The sequence below is a fragment of the Verrucomicrobiia bacterium genome, assembly GCA_019694135.1.
In the GTDB taxonomy this organism is placed as follows: Bacteria; Verrucomicrobiota; Verrucomicrobiia; order JADLBR01; family JAIBCM01; genus JAIBCM01.
Genome location: JAIBCM010000001.1, coordinates 360,056 through 378,500 on the forward strand (window position 1 = coordinate 360,056; position 18,445 = coordinate 378,500).

21 protein-coding genes and 1 tRNA gene are annotated in these 18,445 nt (G+C 42.5%); 11 read left to right on the forward strand and 11 right to left on the reverse strand.

Features of this window, described 5'->3' with window-relative positions; translation table 11 throughout:
- Positions 1 to 187 precede the first annotated feature (187 nt).
- Positions 188 to 1,294 (forward strand): hypothetical protein, encoded by a 1,107-nt coding sequence (locus K1X66_01720; GenBank protein MBX7157094.1) that lies wholly within the window; start codon positions 188 to 190, stop codon positions 1,292 to 1,294.
- A gap of 21 nt (positions 1,295 to 1,315) precedes the next feature.
- On the opposite strand, the gene K1X66_01725 is transcribed toward K1X66_01720, so the two are convergent.
- Positions 1,316 to 1,471, reverse strand: a complete 156-nt coding sequence (locus K1X66_01725) for a GIY-YIG nuclease family protein (protein ID MBX7157095.1) — start codon at positions 1,469 to 1,471, stop codon at positions 1,316 to 1,318.
- Between the two features lie 24 nt (positions 1,472 to 1,495).
- A tRNA-Pro gene (locus tag K1X66_01730) sits at positions 1,496 to 1,570 on the reverse strand.
- A gap of 95 nt (positions 1,571 to 1,665) precedes the next feature.
- On the opposite strand from K1X66_01730, the gene K1X66_01735 reads away from it, so the two are divergent.
- Positions 1,666 to 1,872 (forward strand): DUF2188 domain-containing protein, encoded by a 207-nt coding sequence (locus K1X66_01735; protein ID MBX7157096.1) that lies wholly within the window; start codon positions 1,666 to 1,668, stop codon positions 1,870 to 1,872.
- Positions 1,873 to 1,887: 15 nt separating this feature from the next.
- On the opposite strand, the gene coaE is transcribed toward K1X66_01735, so the two are convergent.
- Together coaE and K1X66_01745 are read right to left on the reverse strand one after the other, a co-directional pair.
- On the reverse strand, positions 1,888 to 2,475 hold the full coding sequence (gene coaE / locus K1X66_01740; protein ID MBX7157097.1) for a dephospho-CoA kinase: 588 nt from the start codon (positions 2,473 to 2,475) through the stop codon (positions 1,888 to 1,890).
- Between the two features lies 1 nt (position 2,476).
- Positions 2,477 to 3,253, reverse strand: coding sequence for an MBL fold metallo-hydrolase (locus K1X66_01745; protein MBX7157098.1), 777 nt, complete (start codon positions 3,251 to 3,253; stop codon positions 2,477 to 2,479).
- Positions 3,254 to 3,348: 95 nt separating this feature from the next.
- On the opposite strand from K1X66_01745, the gene recN reads away from it, so the two are divergent.
- On the forward strand, positions 3,349 to 5,016 hold the full coding sequence (gene recN, locus K1X66_01750) for a DNA repair protein RecN (GenBank protein MBX7157099.1): 1,668 nt from the start codon (positions 3,349 to 3,351) through the stop codon (positions 5,014 to 5,016).
- A gap of 12 nt (positions 5,017 to 5,028) precedes the next feature.
- A complete protein-coding gene (locus K1X66_01755; protein ID MBX7157100.1) occupies positions 5,029 to 6,129 on the forward strand; it encodes a galactosyldiacylglycerol synthase in 1,101 nt (366 codons plus the stop codon).
- Here the strand turns inward: K1X66_01755 and K1X66_01760 are convergent.
- Positions 6,117 to 6,500: a Rid family detoxifying hydrolase gene (locus K1X66_01760; protein MBX7157101.1), complete on the reverse strand. Its 384-nt coding sequence runs from the start codon at positions 6,498 to 6,500 to the stop codon at positions 6,117 to 6,119. The two genes, K1X66_01755 and K1X66_01760, sit on opposite strands and share 13 nt — an antisense overlap.
- A 90-nt stretch (positions 6,501 to 6,590) precedes the next feature.
- On the opposite strand from K1X66_01760, the gene K1X66_01765 reads away from it, so the two are divergent.
- Positions 6,591 to 7,994 (forward strand): tetratricopeptide repeat protein, encoded by a 1,404-nt coding sequence (locus K1X66_01765; GenBank protein ID MBX7157102.1) that lies wholly within the window; start codon positions 6,591 to 6,593, stop codon positions 7,992 to 7,994.
- Entirely contained in the window at positions 7,991 to 8,740 is a 750-nt protein-coding gene (locus K1X66_01770; protein ID MBX7157103.1) for a ubiquinone/menaquinone biosynthesis methyltransferase, read from the forward strand. The genes K1X66_01765 and K1X66_01770 overlap by 4 nt, the downstream gene beginning before the upstream one ends.
- Here the strand turns inward: K1X66_01770 and K1X66_01775 are convergent.
- The 6 genes from K1X66_01775 to K1X66_01800 form a co-directional block, all read right to left on the reverse strand.
- Positions 8,707 to 9,552, reverse strand: a complete 846-nt coding sequence (locus K1X66_01775; GenBank protein ID MBX7157104.1) for a hypothetical protein — start codon at positions 9,550 to 9,552, stop codon at positions 8,707 to 8,709. The genes K1X66_01770 and K1X66_01775 overlap by 34 nt on opposite strands.
- Before the next feature lie 101 nt (positions 9,553 to 9,653).
- Positions 9,654 to 10,592, reverse strand: coding sequence for a glycosyltransferase family 9 protein (locus tag K1X66_01780; GenBank protein MBX7157105.1), 939 nt, complete (start codon positions 10,590 to 10,592; stop codon positions 9,654 to 9,656).
- Positions 10,593 to 11,315: a metallophosphatase family protein gene (locus tag K1X66_01785; GenBank protein MBX7157106.1), complete on the reverse strand. Its 723-nt coding sequence runs from the start codon at positions 11,313 to 11,315 to the stop codon at positions 10,593 to 10,595.
- Positions 11,316 to 11,362: 47 nt separating this feature from the next.
- Entirely contained in the window at positions 11,363 to 12,148 is a 786-nt protein-coding gene (locus K1X66_01790) for a hypothetical protein (protein ID MBX7157107.1), read from the reverse strand.
- A gap of 1 nt (position 12,149) precedes the next feature.
- Complete coding sequence (locus K1X66_01795; protein MBX7157108.1) at positions 12,150 to 13,025, reverse strand: ABC transporter permease; 876 nt, start codon at positions 13,023 to 13,025, stop codon at positions 12,150 to 12,152.
- A complete protein-coding gene (locus tag K1X66_01800) occupies positions 13,022 to 13,867 on the reverse strand; it encodes an ABC transporter ATP-binding protein (protein MBX7157109.1) in 846 nt (281 codons plus the stop codon). The genes K1X66_01795 and K1X66_01800 overlap by 4 nt, the downstream gene beginning before the upstream one ends.
- 404 nt (positions 13,868 to 14,271) lie before the next feature.
- Here K1X66_01800 and K1X66_01805 point away from each other — a divergent pair, with 404 nt between their 5' ends.
- The 5 genes from K1X66_01805 to K1X66_01825 are packed head-to-tail and all read left to right on the forward strand — an operon-like array spanning position 14,272 to position 18,445.
- Complete coding sequence (locus K1X66_01805; protein ID MBX7157110.1) at positions 14,272 to 14,475, forward strand: hypothetical protein; 204 nt, start codon at positions 14,272 to 14,274, stop codon at positions 14,473 to 14,475.
- Between the two features lie 13 nt (positions 14,476 to 14,488).
- Complete coding sequence (locus K1X66_01810; protein MBX7157111.1) at positions 14,489 to 17,122, forward strand: hypothetical protein; 2,634 nt, start codon at positions 14,489 to 14,491, stop codon at positions 17,120 to 17,122.
- Position 17,123: 1 nt separating this feature from the next.
- A complete protein-coding gene (locus K1X66_01815; protein ID MBX7157112.1) occupies positions 17,124 to 17,780 on the forward strand; it encodes a hypothetical protein in 657 nt (218 codons plus the stop codon).
- A 1-nt stretch (position 17,781) separates the two neighbouring features.
- Positions 17,782 to 18,123, forward strand: a complete 342-nt coding sequence (locus tag K1X66_01820; GenBank protein MBX7157113.1) for a hypothetical protein — start codon at positions 17,782 to 17,784, stop codon at positions 18,121 to 18,123.
- Positions 18,107 to 18,445, forward strand: coding sequence for a hypothetical protein (locus tag K1X66_01825; GenBank protein MBX7157114.1), 339 nt, complete (start codon positions 18,107 to 18,109; stop codon positions 18,443 to 18,445). The genes K1X66_01820 and K1X66_01825 overlap by 17 nt, the downstream gene beginning before the upstream one ends.

Consider the following 18,445-nt stretch of genomic DNA (forward strand, 5'->3'; position numbering starts at 1 on the left):
AATATATACGTAGTCATTTAACTACGCAATATTTTTTTAAAAAATTTATTACTACAACCATCTTGTAGTGCCCAAAGATAAAGCAATAGAAAGTTAGAGAGCGCACTTGCCATGAGAGTTTGGCTTGCCAAAAATAATTTTCCTTGTAATTAAATTGTCTTTAATCGATTAAATTGCGAGGTAAATAGTGAAAAATATAATTCTTAGTGTTTTACTTTTTGTAAGCCTGTTAACAGAATTCAAAGGCATAGTTTATGGACTAGAATCTATTAACTCTGTTCCATTTAGTTATAACCAAACTTTTGATTCTTTTGGAACCAATGATGTGCCCTGGAGTAATGATTCTATTTTGCCCGGATGGTTCGCGGCTCAAGAAAATGGTATTGTGACCAATTTAGTGGCTGATGATGGAAATAATTCAAACCTAGGGTTATTCTATAATTATGGTTCATTTTTAAGCGTAGATCGAGCCTTGGGTGCCCGTCCTGACGGCAATATACTCGCTATCTTCATAGGTGCAGGTTTTACCAATAACTCCTCTAGCACTGTTACAAATATCCAAATTGCCTATAAAGGAGAGCAATGGAGAGATTCCGATACTGTTCAGCAAACCTTAGAGTTTTTTTATCGAATTGGTGGTAATGACTTTCCCAACAACACTAATAATATTGGTTGGATTGCATTGACCAATCTTAATTTTACGAGTCCTCAAAATTCAATGAGCTTTATGGCTCTTGACGGGAATAATCCGAATAATAGTGCGTCACTTTCTTTTAACCTTGATGGTGTATCCATTCCACCAGGACAAACTTTTTGGATTCGCTGGATGAACTCTTTTGATCCCAATGCAAACTTTGAGCATGGAATAGCCATTGATGATGTGATTTTAAATTTTTCGGGACAAACCAATCAATTCAACTTAACCGAATTTAAGATTGATGTGAAAAAGCCTAAATCGGGTAAAGTTCTTAAATATAAAGGCTCTAAAGGATTCAAAGTCAAAGCAAACGTTGTCACCACTAACACTGTAACTGAAGCGTCTGTTGCAGCTTTTAGTGGCACTAATATTCCGACCAATTTAACTTTTGTTGCGGCAACCTTAAAAGAGTTGAAAAAGGGGAAATTGCTCAAGACACAAGGTGTTAAATATAAATTGAACACAAAGAAAAATAGAACAGGTCAAAATTTAACCCAAGGCCCAATTAACTTAGTGCTTAAATTAGTTGGGACACAAGGAACTAATGCTGGCAGTTATTTACAGACTAATGTTTTTTCTGAGGTTCAAATCAAATAAATTAGTCTCCAGCCATTTGCCTCAGCTCGAGTGTTGAAAGACTCTCGATATATATATTAGCCTCCACGAAATCCCATGACGAGTGGATACAGATTGACCTGTATTGTGCTGAAGAAATCGTCGCTGCAAATTCTCGCAACTACCTACGTAACGCCGACCTGTTTTTTTACTTTGCAAAATGTAAATCCAAAATAAGAAACCTCGGGCTGGTGAGATTTGAACTCACGACCTCGTGGACCCGAACCACGCGCGCTAGCCAAGCTACGCTACAGCCCGTCATGAATTGTTAAAATAAAGAAGGACGTTCACTTAAGCAAACTTCTTTTGGAGCCCTTCATTGACTAAGGGGTCATGCTACTTATTTTATAGATATGAAAAGAACCATTATTGAAGTGAAGCCCAGCCGGGGAGGAGGTTGGGAGGCAAAAATGCGAGGGAATGGAGAACGTATTATCATCAATAATAATAAAGCCCGAGTCATATCTGCTGCTCGACAAATCGCGCGGGATTTGGGACACAGTCAATTGATCGTTAAAAAAGCGGATGGCCATATTCAAACAGAGTCTACTTACAAATAGACTCTTAAAAGCTTTTTACCAAAATTTCTTTATTACTGCGGAAAGCTGTTTTTTCAATAATTCAGTATCCCCATCATTCCAAATAGCAATATCAGCCTTTTGCATTTTTCTATCAAGTGGCCATTGAGCACGCAACCGAGCTGTGATCTGATCTTCACTCCAACCGCGCGCACTAATACGAGATCGCACCACACTTTCGGAACAGCCAATCGCAATAACTTTTTCAAATTCTGTTTCCGCCTCCGTCTCATAAAGCAAGGGAATCACCACCAGCACATCCTGGTCTTGCGCTAACAATTTCTCTGATTGTCTTTTCCATTCTTCGCGAATAATGGGATGCAAAATAGCATTAAGCTCCGACAACCGCTTCGCATCATGAAATATCGTTTCAGCAAGTTTAGCGCGATTCAATGTCCCATCTGCATGAAAATAATTTTCTCCAAAAAGAGTTTTAATTTTTTCCCAGGCCGGTTTTCCGGGTATGACAATTTCACGCGCAATTTCATCGGTATCAATCACATGCCAACCCATTTCACTCAACAACTTAGCTGCCGTGCTTTTACCACATCCCAACCCGCCCGTGAGTCCGATCAAATGAGCCATATTACAAAATTTCCAGTTTCAACCCGTCATGAGCTAAAAACATTTTCGACGGCAAAGTTTCTCCCACTTCCGCATGAGAAATAGCGTGAGCCAAATGAGTAAAATAAGTCGCATGGGCGCCAACTTGCCGTGCCGTCTCAATCGCTTCCGGCAAACTTAAATGAGTCGGATGCGATTTAAAACGCAACCCATCTAAAATCAAATAAGGAATTTGTTGAATTTGAGAAATCACCGATTCTGGAAGAGATTTGCAATCACTAAAATAAGCTAATTTTGGCACACCTTGATAATCCACACGATATCCCCAAGTGCGAACCTTGCCATGCGGCACCTCCAACGGATTCCATGTTAAGCCGCATAATTCAAACGGGCCTTGAACCGCATGCGGTTCGGGATGCACGTAACCCTTAAAGCGATTTTCACCATTGAACGCGTAAAAGAAAACCCGACTTAACGTTTCTAAGGCTTCGCGGCTACCATACAATGGCATCGCGCGATTTTCCATTTCACAAAAACGGCGAAGATCGTCCATACCCAAAATATGGTCGGCATGCGCGTGCGTATAAACTACCGCATCGACTCGATTAATTTTTTCCCGCAAAAGCTGTTGACGCAAATCGGGCGTCGTATCAACCAGCACGCAGCCTTGTTCCGTTTCCAAATAAATGGAAGAACGCGTGCGCTTATCACAGGGATCATTGGAAGTGCAAACCGAACAATCGCATCCAATCATCGGAATGCCTTGAGAAGTGCCAGTGCCCAGAAACGTTAGCTTCATGAATTCATTAAAAGTTCGATTTCATTGTTGCCTTATTCTAGAAAAGTGAAAAGTGGAAAAATTTCCCCGCTTCTGTTAAAACCAAGCTAACCGTCATGCTGCAAACCTTGCACATTAAAAATCTGGCTTTGATCGAATCGATTCTATGGGAAGTGCCCATAGGCTTTACCGCTTTGACAGGCGAAACAGGCGCTGGCAAATCGATTGTGATTGATGCCATCTCGCTCGTGCTTGGCGAACGCGCGGATAAGACCTTAATTCGCTCCGGCACAGAATCGGCTACGGTAGAAGCGGTTTGGGATCTCGCTACCAATCCCGATTTGTTAAAAACCATCAACCATTTACTGGAAAAATCAGGAGTGGAACCTTGCGAAGAAGGAGTTTTAACCATGAAACGCTCGCTTCTAGCTAATGGCCAAAATCGCCAATTCATCAATCATTCCGCTGTTTCATTACAATTATTAAAACAAATCGGCGATCATCTCGCTGACATGCATGGCCCCCACGATCATCAATCTTTACTTTCCAACGATACACAACGCGAATTGCTGGATGCCTACGGGCATTTGGATTCATTTACCTCTAGCACCCAGCAAACTTGGCAGTGCTGGAACAATGCTGTAAAAACCTATGAACAGTTAAAACAAGAAATACAAACCTCAGATCAAGAAATCTCTCTTTTAACCTTTCAAGTAGAAGAAATCGAAAAAGCGCACTTGCAAGAAAATGAGGAAGAAATTTTGGCGCCACAAATGGATCGCATTCACAATTTTCAAAAACTATTACAACTCACGCAACAACTGCAAATTATTTTAGATGAAAACGAAAATAGCGCGATTAATCAACTCGGTCAGGCTGAACGGTTGCTTTCACAACTGATAACGTTGGATGGCGAAACTCAGAACCTTCAAGATTATGCGCACACAGCTCAAAGCGCCTTGCAAGAATGGGCGCGCGAGTTGAGTTCTTATCAAGATCGATTAGATTTAGATCCTCAACAAGCAGCAGAAATGGAATCACGCTACAATTTAATTCAATCTTTAAAACGAAAATATGGCGGAAGCTTAATCGAAGTGTTGACTCGCGCTCGAGAAGGGCGCGAACGTTTGAATCGTATCACAAAACGGGATGAAATTTTGGAAAAATCTCAAAAAGAAATGAAGGAAACGGAGGTTACTTATCGCGCTTCAGCTAAAAAACTAAGTCAAGCCCGCAAAAAAGCATCAGAGAAATTGAGTCAAGCCATTACCAAACAATTGCAAGAGTTGGGCTTCAAAAAAGCGCTCTTTACTGTGACCTCTACCCCAACCGATCACCCTGCTTCACACGGTTTGGATGCTATAGAATTTTTATTTGCTCCCAACATGGGAGAAGGCGAAAAACCTTTGCGCGCAATCGCCTCGAGTGGAGAAATGGCACGGGTAATGCTGGCGATTAAAACCTCATTAGCGGAACAAGATCAAGTGCCTTTGTTAATTTTCGATGAAGTGGACGCCAATGTAGGTGGAGAAATTGGCACACGCGTGGGGCAAAAACTAAAAGCACTGAGCGCGCATCACCAAATTTTTTGCATCACCCACCTTCCTCAAGTCGCAGCACTAGGCAATCAACATATTGCGATTTCCAAGCAAACTCGCCAACAACGAACCGTCACCGAACTACAAGTCCTAAACGACAAAGAGCGAATCGAAGAACTCGCTCGTATGTTAGGCGGTAGCCATGCTTCATCTCGCGCTTTGGCGGAAGCCTTGCTAAAAGCTTAAAGCAATAACATTGTGAAACGCATTTTAATTTTAACAGCTGCGTTTGGTGAAGGACACAATGCGGCGGCGCGCAATTTACAAGCTGCTTTTGAACATCTCTATCCGAATCAAGTTCAAGTTATCGTGCATGACTTATTTGCAAACTGCTACGGATTTTTAAATGACGCAACAAGAAACGCCTATTTATCCATCGTAAATTATTTGCCCCAAGTTTGGGATGTTTTATATTACTGGCTCGATAGATCCGCTACCCTGCAAAATTTTACTGCATCTCCAGGAATTATGCGGAGCGCTTTTAAAAAAATTTTAAATGCGTTCCAGCCCGATCTTATCATTTCAGTTTATCCCACTTATCCTATCTTATTACGAGATTGTTTAAATTCCAAGCCACTCCCTTTTTTGAATGTTGCGATTGTAACGGATTCCATCACCGTCAATTCTATTTGGCATCGAACACCTTGCGACTACTTTTTTGTGCCAAATTCTCTTACAGCTGATTTATTGCAACGACGCGGTGTGAAAATCGAATCATTGCAAGCATTAGGTTTTCCAGTCTCACTAGTTTTTTCACAATTACAAAATCTTGAGCCTCCTTCGGAAAAAAAACGGCTGCTTTTTATGATTAACTCCCGTCACCGCCAAGCTCTGCAGGTTGTTCAAAAATTACTACAACATGACCATCTAGAAATGACAATTACCTGTGGCAAACATTCATCTCTAAGGAAATCATTTCAAAAACTCTGTGAAAGACATGATAATCGTTGTCAAATTTTGGGTTGGACACCAGAAATTCCGCGTTTGCTGCGAACGCACCATGTCGTTCTTAGTAAAGCAGGCGGCGCAACAACTCAAGAAGCCATCGCGGCACAATGTCCCATGATCGTAAACCAAGTGGTGCCGGGACAGGAAGAAGGAAATTTTGAATTATTGCGACGTTATGACGCGGGCTATTTTGCCGCTCAACCCGAAACTATTAGCCAGTGTGTAAATGAAATATTCGCTAATCGTGCTCAACGTTGGCAAGAGCTTCGTCAAAACATTAGTCGCTTAAGCCGACCTCGAGCATCGCTTGATATTGCTGAATTTTTATGGGAAAAACTTCAATCTCGATAAGCGATAACTTCAATTTCCACTTGAGCGCCCAAAGGTAAAGCAACCACTTGAATAGTGGAACGAGCAGGCGGCTCTTTAGAAAAATAATCGCGATACACTTCGTTCATGGCAGCAAATTGAGTCAAATCAACCAGGAAAACTGTGGCTTTTAAAACACGCTCCATCGAAGAGCCGGCACTTTCAAGCAAAGCTGTAATATTTTCCAGCACTTGACGTGTTTGCGCCCGAATATCGCCCTCGACCAATTTCCCCGTCTCTTTGCTCACGGGAATTTGTCCAGCTAAAAAAATGAGCTTATCCCATGCCACGCCTTGAGAGTAAGGCCCTACTGCAGGCATGACTTTCTCTGAAACAATGATTTGCTTGGCCATCTATTTCGCTGTAAACATTTCAAAGAACAAGTCAATCCTCATGTCGAAAAGATATTGACCCCGGAAAAAATCAAAACAAAATATATTATTATGGCAGTTGTCCAAGAAACCGAACTTAATGCTGGTCAGTTAGAAACTTTAAAACGCGCTCGAGTTGCTTACGAACGCAACAATTTAGAATATGCAATCACGCTGTTGCTACAACTCGTCAAAGAAGCGCCGCGCTATTTAGCCGGACGTCAATTGCTCCGAGATATTAGCATTAAAAAACATGGTTCCGCCAAGGGCGGTTTTATGGGTTTAGGTTCGGTTGCGTCAGCGCCCCAGTTATTAAAAGCACAATCTGCTGCCAAAAAAAATCCTGAAGAAGCCTTAGCCGTTGTGGAACAGGTTTTATCTACCGACCCTTTTAATAAACAGGCCAATGAACTTCTCAGCCAAATCGCTAAAACTATGGACATGTCTGAAGTAGCCTGTTTAGCTCATGAAACCTTACAACGCGCCAATCCTCAGGATATTAAAAATCTTCACGCTTTAGGTCGACTTTATTTGGAAGCCAAAAATCCAAAAGCGCGAGACGTTTATGCTGCCATTTTGAATATCAAACCTAATGACGGAGAGGCTTTGAGCAATTTAAAAAATGCAGAAGCTATTGGCACGTTGCAAAAAGGTTGGGCCAGCGCGGGTTCTTATCGAGACGTTTTGGCCGACAAAGACACAGCATTAAAATTAGAACAGGAAAGTAAAATCACGAAATCAGAAGAAGCTATCGACCAACTGATCGCAGAACATTACGCTAAACACCAAGCTGAACCCAAAAACATTCTTCACGCTCGTCGCATCGCCGATCTTTATCGACAAAAAAATGATCACACCAACGCCCTCGCTTACTATCAGTATGCTTACGATCTTTCGGGAAAAACTGATCCGGGTTTGGAAAAGATCATGTATGAAGTGCGTTTAAAACAATACGACGATCTCATCCAACAATGGAAAACGTTTATTGCAACGAATCCGAACGATCCAGAAATCAAAACGCATCAAGCTACCTTGGAAACTTGTGAAAAGCAACGAGCGGACTTAGTGCTACAAGAAGCCCGCAATCGAGTCATCAAATATCCTAACGATCTTCAATTCCGATTTGAATTGGGCGAAGCGCTTTATCAGGCCGGCGATGTGGGCGGCGCCATTCCTGAACTTCAAGCGGCATTGCGCCAACCTAATGCACGTTTAAACGCCATGTTTTTATTAAGCCTTTGTTTTAAAACCAAAGGACAGCTCGATATCGCAGCAAAGCGTTTGGAGGAAGCGTCTTCAGAAGTTTTGAGTATGGATGATATGAAGAAAAACATTCTTTATCATCTCGGTTTAATCTACGAAGAAATGAAGCAACCAGAAAAATCAATCAACGCTTTCAAACAAATCTACGAAGTGGATTATGGTTATCGCGACGTCGCGCAACGAGTAGAAAATTTCTATCAAAAATCTTCTTGAGCCCTATTCCAACCTCTCCCCCATCCGAAGATTCTTCGGACTGCCTCCAAACTCCGAATCAAATTCAAACGATGTTTGGAAGAATTGCTTCGCGCTACGATTTTTTCAATCGTTTCCTCAGTTTAGGACAAGACATTCGATGGCGAAAACATTTAGTCCAAGCCGCAATTTGCGAAAACCCTGCGATTATTTTAGATTTAGCCACTGGAACAGGCGATGTCCTTCAAGCCCTCCATTACGCTTCAATCCCTTATGGAGGCATGGCTTGGGGTGTGGATTTTAGCCAACCCATGCTGGAACAAGCCAAAAAGAAAGGCCTTTCAAACCTTTGCTTAGCCAATGTTATGGAATTACCATGCCGCGATCATTCTGTAGACGTCATTACTATTGCATTTGGATTAAGAAATTTGGATGATAGAAAAAAATTTTTCTTAGAGGCTCTACGTGTATTGAAAGATACTGGAAAATTATTGATTCTAGAATTTTCTCAACCCGTTCGACTTCTCGCTCCATTTTACTTCTTTTATCTGAACCAAATCCTTCCTCGATTTGCCAATTTATTGGGAGCGGACACCGAAGCCTATCGCTATTTAAGCGAATCCATCTCTCAATTTCCTAATAAATTAGAATTGAACCAAGAACTGTCAGAGGCTGGTTTCGAACGCATTTCTGTTCGATCTTATTGTTTCGGCGGCGTGGCATTTCACGAAGCTTATCCACCAGGACGAGTCACAGCAGCGGGTTGAGCTTCAGACAAAGTTTCCCCTCGCATTTGCTCCGCATTCACGCCTCCAATCACACGAAATGCACCGCCAATATTGACTAAACGTGGTCGCGTTTCAACACTCGCATAATCTTCTTGGTGTAACATTTCTCCATCCACCCCAAATTCAAAATAGCGAAACTGTTCCGCACCGGTTCGAAATAAAATATGCCATTTTTCACCCCCTTCTATCTCAGTTTCCGGATCTTGACCCGACATCAAAAAACCTAACGGTTTACACATCAACACAGCATTATTATCTTCACTCTCTATTTGCGCATACAGCGTCACTCGATCTTCGATCAAATTAGCAATCAAACTAAATGTGCGACGCTCATTAGAGCCCGGCATACCTCGTTGTTCTGACCAAATCGCCCTTCCTTTAATCACACTAAAAACAACCTTCGGCGAAATCAAATCGCCCTCACCATCGGGCGATTGCAAAACAGCAGAAACTTCATAAGAATCAATTTCACGAATTTGATAATAAGGCACCAAATCGAATTTAAATTTTGCCTCATCACCAGGCTCAAGAGTCAAAGGGGGCAACGAAAAATCGCGCGCTTTTCGCGCTAACAGTCCATTGGAACGTTTCACCAAAAATCGCAACCAACTTTGTCCGCCCTGCTCCTGAAACTTTAAAGTTTTTCCACTTTCGTTTTTAACCACGATCTCCAAAACAATGGGTTCATATAAAAGATAATTCACCCGTGGTCGCACGATCTGCAACTGCACCTGACTTTGTGCAACCGTTGCAAAACCCAAAAAACAAATAATCCAGACCCAACACTTCATCTTTCTCTTTTATCCCAGGTTCTATTCGGCAACAAGAGCGAAGTTCGTGAAAGCTAAACGCCCCAATCACACATTCCTCTTGCGGAATTGGTTAATTCGACCTAACCAGACACCACATCGCCCAAGGCTTGCAACACATTTTCCACAGTTATTCGGCGCAAACAAGCTTGCGTTTCTGCAATCTGACAATTCCGCGAAAAGCAAGGAATACACGACAAATCCAGTTGTAATACTCGCGAATTCGTCGTCCAAGGCCCTGTCTTTTCCGGGCTCGTGGGTCCAAACAAAGCAATTAAAGGTTTTCCCAACGCCGCGGCAACATGCATCGGACCAGAATCGGAAGAAATCACCGCCTGCGCTCGTCGCATCAAATCAAGTAACTGCTCAAAGTTCGTTTGATTCGTTAAATCCAAAGTTTCAGCAATATGGAAAGGTTCGCCTTGGCCTACCACGACTAATTTCTGCGGTGCCAATCGTCTAGCTAAAGACGAAACCAAATCCTTCGGCAATACTTTTGTTGGCCAACGCGAAAACGGATGCACCAAAACAAAAGATTCTGGAACATTTTTCATTGTCTCAGTGCCTTTAGGCAAAGGAAATTCCAACGTGTCACAAGCCACACCTAAAAAATTGAGCACTTGCCGATAACGCGCAATCGCATGCCCAGAAGTAATGGGCGCCTTTTCTTGATAAAAAAAACCGGCTCCTTCACGACAATCGCTCATCCCGATTTTGCGATACCCCCGAGCGGCGGCGGCAATCAAACCGGAACGCAAAAGCCCCTGCAAATCGATAACCCACTCATAAAAATCCTCTCGCAGTTGCGATAAAAAATTTCGCAACGTTCCGATCCCCCATTCCTTACGAGGAAAAACAATAACCTTTCGCACATAAGGATTATTTTTCAACAAACTCGCATATTCTCGGTTAATCACCCAATCCACAGCTTCAACTCCAGGATGACGCGCCAAAGCCGTTGCAATCGGAAGCGCATGAATCACATCACCGAAACTGCTCGGTTTAATGAGCAAAACTCGCATCTATCTCCCTTCAGCCAAACGATCTGCTAAACTTTCTGGCAATCCCACAGCAACAATTTTTGCTTGGGATTTAGCCAAATCGTAGGCCACTCGACGTAGTTCAACTGTGCGCGCTTCCTCGTCATAAATCACATAAGATGCTCGCCAATCGCCATCGCGCGGCTGTCCAACACTACCCGCGTTCACCAAATATTTGCGTTTGGGTTCTACTGTAAACGTAGAAAATTCTATCGCGTCAATTTCAGCATTTTTTACAAAAACTTGTGGCACATGCGTATGACCAATAAAACAAAGCGGATCGATTTGATAATTAAAACTAGCCGCTGCTTCCAACGCGTTATTAATATAACTCCATTGCCCTGGCGAATCTAAAGACGCGTGCACCAAAATAAAATCTCCCATCTGGCGACGATAACGCAACTCTTTCAAAAATTTTCTTTGTTCCGATGATAACTGATCCCGTGTCCATTGCATCGCGATAGCAGCCCGCTCGCTAAAATGCTCCAGAGATCCATCGTTCGCGGCTTCTTCATCATGATTTCCCTTAACAATCGGACAATTCAACTGTTGCACCCACTCCATGCACGCCACAGGATCCGCGCCATAACCCACGATATCTCCCAAGCAAAGCGGATGCGTTACGCCTTGATCTTGCATATCAAACAAAACGGCCTCTAAAGCCTCTAAATTTCCGTGGATATCCCCAAAGATGCCATATCTCATAGCTCAAATGCCATTATCTTCTCATTTTGCGACCTTGAAAAGATTTTTTAATTTTCAGGGAATAATTTTTGCTGCTGAGGGATATGCAATTTTTCCTCCAAACGCTCGATATGCGCTTGCACGCGATCCCAACGCATTTCAGGTGTAGCGCTTTTATCAGGAAACGAACGCCAAACTTTTAGCCAAAAAGCATAAGCTTCCTGCCACTTCTTCGCTCGCTCCAAATTATACGCCACTTGCCGAAAAACGTAAGCGGGCGCGTCAGGAAAAGTTGCGGCTTTTAAAAAGTCCTCCGCAGCGCCCTCGTAATCCTTTTGCTTTTCAGCTCGTAAAAAACCTCGCGCTGCCCACAACTCGTAACGATCTGGAATATTTTTCAACCCCCGATCCAATAATTTTCGTCCGGCAAGAATATAAGATTGCTCCGCCTTCAATCGCTTTGCCAAGCTAGGCTCCTTCAAATCATAACGCGCTGCATGACTCATATTCCATGCTAAATGCCAAGCCGCCATCTCCCAAAAAAAGATGGACCGCGGTTGCAACAAACAAACCAACTCCATGTTTTCTCGCATAGGCAACCATTGTTGCTGCTCAAATTGATAATTGGCTCGCAACCAAAGTCCATCCGCTAACACACTTCGAAACCCGCTAAACAATGCCAAAACCGCATCCTGCCCCATCTGTTCACTCACTCGCAGATTCAGCGAAGGCGTCAACTCATGCGCCACTTTTTTTTCTAAAAACAATTTTCCGACACCCCATGAAATCCACAGCAAAATAGCAACCAACCAATAGCTTTTTTTATAAAAAATATTGTGCGAGATCTCCTTCATCTCACCATTCCCGTTGAGAAAAAATCAAACAAGCCGCTCCCACAGCCACACCAACATAAAGAACAACATAACTCAAAATATAAAACAAATCCAAACCACTCGGCACCGTGCCCACCACAATATTATCTACACCACTCAACATCTGAAAATCAGGAAAAAACACACTCACAACAACAAGAATTCCTTTTGTGATTGCGCTTAGCCCAACTGACCCATGCCACCACATCTCTCGAGCCGTCGACTGCAAATGACCAATCACATAAACCATCATCGTCATCACCACCGTAAACAACATCGAAGTGGAAAACGTCGAAATCAACAACGCTACCGCTGCAACCAACAACCAACGCCCATAAATCATCCCAAACGCCACGAACAAATAAGGATCGCGCACTTCTGCTTGAATTTTCTGCAAAGTCTCGCGCGCCTCCGCTTTTTCCTCCAACGAAACCGTCTCTTGCATTTGTTGCAAAATTTGCTGTTCCAAATTCTTTTCCTGCAATTTCAAAACCGCGCCAAACACCAAAGCCATCACCACCAACGCCAACAACAACGTCAACGCCATGCCCAAAAATTTCCCCGCCAAAAATTCCCATCGCCGAACCGGTTTAGAAAGAATGGTAAACAACGTGCGATTTTCAACCTCCTGCGGCAACAATTGCGCCATTGACACCACAGCCATCAACACGCCAATGAGCGTCATCGCGCCAAAAGAAAAATCTTTCACAAACTTAAGCTGCTCATCGAAACTTAACTGACTAAAAAAATTAGCCGTCCCAATAATGGCCAACGCAAACAACAACAAAACATTTAGCACACGATGTCGAAGCGCCTCCCAAAGCGTCACTTTTGCCAGCAACCAAACACGTGTGATCACTTTGACACCCTCTCCACAAATAAACTTTCCAAATCGCGCTTCACACTTTTGGCTTCAACCCATTCTACATGCAACTGTTCCAGCGCGCGACGCACTTCTGACTCTCGTTCCTTTTGAAAATGTTTAACAACCAATTGCGTCTCATCCTTGATCGCCAACAAATCTTTTAAATCACCTTCCAAAACCTTTTGACCCTCATGCAAAATCGCCACTCGATCACAAACCTCCTCCACTTGATCCAACCAATGTGACGATAACACAACCGTTTTGCCCGCTTGTTTTAATCTTAAAATCAAATCCTTGATATCACGCGACCCCAATGGATCCACTCCAGCCGTCGGCTCATCCAACAACACCAACTCCGGATCATGCACCAAAGCTTGAGCTAAACCAATGCGCTGCAACATGCCTTTAGAATAAGTATTCAGCGCACGCCTGGCCCCCTTCTCCAACCCCACTAAAACAAGCAACTCATCCACCCTTCGCGACAATTTCGTTTTGGGAACCCCACACAATCGTCCACAAAAATAAAGCAACTCTTCACCTGTTAAAAAACGATAAAAATAAGGACTTTCCGGCAAAAATCCAATGCGTTGACGCGTAGCAAGACGCCGAATCGAACTTCCCAACACTTGAACCTGACCTGAAGTCGCCTCAACCAACCCCAAAATAATTTTTAACGTCGTGCTTTTTCCCGAACCATTTGGCCCTAACAACCCAAACACCTCACCCGCCTTCACCTCCAAATTCAAATCGCGTAACGCCTCCACCTTTGCCCCACGCCAACTCGTAGTGTAACGCTTACTCACATTAACCATTTGAATGGAAACCATCCCCTTCATCCTGACAAAAAAATTAACCTTTAGCCAGAAAGCAATCAAGCGGTTAGCCTCCATTTCCTGTTATCCTCTGGCTAGCTCTACAACTGTCCGAAGTTCTTTAATTATCTTTTATATAGCTAAGAAAAAACCTCTTGCCATTCCCGACTCGATCGGGAATCCATTCTTTATTCCCCTGGATCCCCAGGTCAAGCCCGAGGATGACAGGAGACCGAATCGAGGGGAATGAAAGGCTTGATAATTGTTTTTAAGCTTTTCCTTAACTCCTTAACTCTCTGTGTCATACGTTTCAAAGAGCAACTATTAGAAAATCTAATACATTGTATAAGAATTACTTATAGTTAATTTTTATACTTTTTCTTCTTGCCAATTTTCTTTGTGCGCTTCACTTTCAACTCAGGAAAAACATGAAAAAACAAATCATTCTTTTTTGTGGTTTTATTTTTTCAATGAGAAATTTTCATGCTGCTGATATGACAATTAACGGCAATTTGGATGGAAAGGGAACAGCTATTATTAACCGCAGAGAACGCAGAGTTTGGCAGACCTTCCTGCAATCGCTACGCTCAAGCGTTGCAGGCGGGGAGAAAACAAAGAAGGAAAAAGTTTAAGGTTTTTAAGTAAATGAAGTCTCAAGTTTTAAAGATTTTCTCCGCGCTCTCTGCGACCTCCGCGGTGCAATGGTGTTTGGTTTTTTTGTTTGTCAGTTTGGTTAGTGCCGCTGCGGTTCCCCAATGGTGGATTACGCGCGGGGTGATTGATACCAATTTGGCTGCTGACAATTATGGACCGGTGAATGTGGGACAGCTCAAGCATGTGGCTTTTCAAGCGGCTTTGGAGTTGGAGGAGAAGCTCCCTAATGGCGCGGGGGATTGTTTGGATTTGGTGGAGAGTTTTTCTTTGACCAATGGCAATTATGCGCCGGTGAATCAGGGTCAGTTAAAATATGTTGCTCAGTTTTTTTATGATCGGTTGATCCAGGAAGGGTATACCAATAGTTATCCTTGGACGACTAATAAGGATGATGATGCGAATTTTGCTTTGGTGAATCAGGGTCAGTTGAAGTTTGTTTTCAGTTTTGACCTGGATAAGTGGAAGCCTAAGCCTCCGAATTGGGTGGATGAGGATAATGATGGGTTGGATGATGGTGTGGAGGTGGTGTTGTGGGGTGATTTGGAGCAGCAAGGGGCGGATGATGATGCCGATGGGGATGGGGTGTCTAATGGTCAGGAGGCTCAGGATGGGACGGATCCTTTGGATCCCAATCCGCCGCCTAATCCCGATGATGTCCCGAGTTATGCGGTGGTTGATTTTGGGTTGGAAGGAATGGGATTGAAGGTTAATGAGGTGGGTGATTTGGTGGGGAGGCAAGGGGCTAGTTATTTTACTCTTCATAAAGGGCAAGTCGATTATTGGCCAGGTAATAGGGTTTATGATTTGAATGGAGGAGGCGATATTTTGCTTTCGCCAATGGATAATGGTGAGGGCGATTCTACGATTGTGAATTTGGAGAGTGGTGAGCAGATTGAGCTTGGGGAATGGGGTTCGCCCAAAGCTCCTGATGGGCTTTTGAAGATGAAAAATCTGTTGGATTATTCTTATGAGAGTTTGGTTTACAAACGGGCTTATGCTTTGAATGATTCGCGTCAGACGCTAGGTTTTGCGATAGCTCAGTGGCAGTATACTTATTGGTATTATGATGTGTATAATGAATATCAGGAGGCCACAACTTATTATTATGATGCTGTGCCCATGCTTTGGTCACCGAGTGTGGGGCAAAGGGTTAATTTCGACCCCAGTTATGGTTATTGGACTGATGGTGATGAGGCTTTTAGTGTCAATGCTCAAGGCGCTTTTGTGGCCGGTTGGTATGATACGGTGCAGGGCAATCAGACAGTGGAGAATTGTCATTTTTGGGCGGGCTTGGGCGCTTCGGCTCAAGTAATTAATTTGGATGCGGGCTTTGCTTTAAACGCTCAAGGTCAGGTAGCCGGAGAAAAATCCGGTTATGCTCGGTTGATCAATGGAGGCGTGAATTTTGCTTTGGGTGCGGGCTACGCCACCAGTGTTAATGATAAAGAGGAAACGCTCATTAATGATTCTCAAGGCAATGCCTTTATGTTTCGCAAAAATCCTGAATCGCAAGTTTATGAAAAGTTTCCCGTGACTCAAACTCTTCCCGAAGATAGTGGTTGGCAGATTGCCTTGGCCAACGATATCAATAATGACGGCGCTATTGCGGGTCAAGCTATCATGGATGGCGCACCAAAAGCCGTCGTGATGCTGCCGGTGGAATTAAAACAACTCAATCGCCCCACTTCCCAAGACACAACAGATATGGGAGAAAGTGAAGAAAAAATCATTAAAGCCCAAGGGCCGGATAACGTGGCTTACATCACTGGCAAACCGCAAATGCCAAAGTTAGAAGCGCGCATTGGCAAAGGTTCTTTTCCGGGTATGATGGTGGAATGGCGCATGGAAATTAAGACGGAACGCCCCGAACGCAATACCAAAGATGATATGAATATTCCTGAAGACGGAACCATCGAAATTCCTATGAGCGAGCCTTGGAAGATTTATGATTCTTTTACGGGTAAGACTGAATTCGTCGGCGGTAAGTGCACGCTTTATTATCACATCAAAGACGCTCAAAATAAATATCTCGGCCCAGAACAAAAATTTGAATTCAAAATCAGAGGCAAGAATCCCAAGGATGATGAGGCGAAAAATTATATAGAAAATCACCAAGGACAATTTTGGTATGCGTGGGCAATAGCAAAACATGAAAGCCGCCAGGGAAACCAAATTTATAATCAGTTTAATAATGCTAGTGACCCTCCGAAAGAACAACCAAATTTTGGACCTCCTAATGGATGGGGAATTTTTCAACGTGATGACACTGATGGAGGAATATACGTAGACACAAAACAAGTTTATAGTTGGAAGGAAAACAATACCGTAGCAATAGAAGAGCTAGATCAGAAAAAAGATTATGGGGATAGCTATATTGATGGATTAAAAAATAACCCAGCTTGGGAAGAGCCTCAAATTTTCTCTGTTGAAGGGATCGGGGTTTCAGGACGACATGCTTTAGCGATTACTCTTTACAATGGCGGTGGTGGCAAGTCACGAGCACAAATCTTACCATTTTATCCTAATAATCTACCTGGACAACGTTGGGGGTTTTCACCGCCAAATGCTCCGAATTCGAACGAACCCTATATCAATAAAGTTATGAAAGAATACAAGGGAAATTAATATGAATAAAAATAATTATTTAAAATTTATTGTTTTGATAAATTTTTTTCTTTTCAACTTAGTTTTTGTAAAAGCTGAAATCGTTAAAAACGCTTTAAAAAATTATGTAGAAACGAAAGATTCAGAACGTGATGATATGATTAAAATTGTAATTGAAGCAGATGAAAATAGACAACTCAATCAACCTATCAGATTTGGAATAAAAGAGTTAGCAACAGATATCAATGGTGACGGAAAAGATGAGCTGCTTTTTACTGCAAATGGTCATGGTGGAAAAGCCTACGGAAATTATTGGACAATTTATATTCCCGTAGCTGGCGGCTATAAGCGAATCAAAGGGGATGATGAAAATAATTACATCACTTTTCATTCAAAGGCCTTCTATGTGGGCTATGTGGATCAGTTAAAAGAACATGGACTTGTGACTTATTTCCGAGCAGGAAATCGTGAAGGCGTTTTGCAGTGTTATCAACTTAAGAAGGATAAAATTATTAGCAAAGAGATTGCTGCTATTAACGCTAATTTGGAAAGAGATAGAGCTCTTTATGAAAAATATTTTGGCAATGCTACAAATGTGAATAGAGCTGATTTAAAAATCAAAACTTACTCACAAAATGATTTAAAAAGAATGGGTTTTTCACCATCTTGGGAAAGATGATTTGAAAACAATTCTTAATTGCAATTTCCAATTTAAAATCCGCGGCAAGAATCCCAAGGATGCAGAGGCGAAGGGGCATATTGTGTCAAAACAAGGAATTCATAAATACGCTTGGGCTATAGCGCAACACGAGAGCCATGGGACGACTAGCGATCATGTTTATAATCAGTTTAACGCTAATGATCCACCTAAAGAGCAACCAAATCTTGGCCCACCAGATGGTTGGGGAATCTTTCAAATTGATCGCTCAAGTGAAGATGGATTCACAACAACAAAAGAAACATATAACTGGAAAGAAAATACTTATGCCGCCATTGAAAAATTAGATGAAAAAAAAAGATAATGCTGAAAGATTCATTAAATGGATTCGTAATTTGTGGAAAGACGATCCTAAATGGGAGGAACCACCCGAAAAGTGGAAAATTAGCTTGAGTGATTTTACTCTTATAGAACTTGGAACGATTGTTCTTTATAATGGTGCCCAAGGAATACCTCCATGCCCAAGTAAAGATGATTATGGAGTAATTAAAAATATTCGTTCTCCTTGGCAATTTGACCCTTCAAAGCCTTCCGGCCAAAGATGGAAGTTTTATGACAACATCAATAAGTATACTGAAAAAGTTATCAAAGATGAATGGGAGCACGAACAACCAACAGTGGAGTAA